This is a genomic window from Stenotrophomonas sp. SrG, assembly GCF_050031795.1.
Lineage (GTDB): Bacteria > Pseudomonadota > Gammaproteobacteria > Xanthomonadales > Xanthomonadaceae > Stenotrophomonas > Stenotrophomonas rhizophila_A.
Genome location: NZ_JBNBBE010001688.1, coordinates 1 through 231, shown reverse-complemented (window position 1 = coordinate 231; position 231 = coordinate 1). Strand labels below are relative to the sequence as shown.

At 73.2% G+C, this 231-nt stretch carries 1 protein-coding gene; it reads left to right on the top strand.

The annotated features are described in order from the left end of the window. Positions 1 to 231 (top strand): chorismate-binding protein (locus ACQG3P_RS25110; RefSeq protein ID WP_426806558.1); only part of this gene is annotated, 231 nt, incomplete at both ends.

Sequence of the window (231 nt, the reverse complement as noted above, 5' to 3'; positions counted from 1 at the left end):
CATCCGCGAACTGGTCGGCCAGCCCAAGGAGCGCGCCGACCCCGTGCTGCTGATCGCCCTGGCGCGTAAGGACCTGGGCCGCATCTGCACCGCCGGCAGCGTGGAAGGGGATGAGCTGATGAGCGTGGAAAGCTACGCCCCCGTGCACCACCTCGTAAGCAACGGGCGCGGCCGCCGGCGCCCGGGCGTGAGCCCCGGCCAGGGGATTGCCGCCACCTTCCCCGGCGGCAC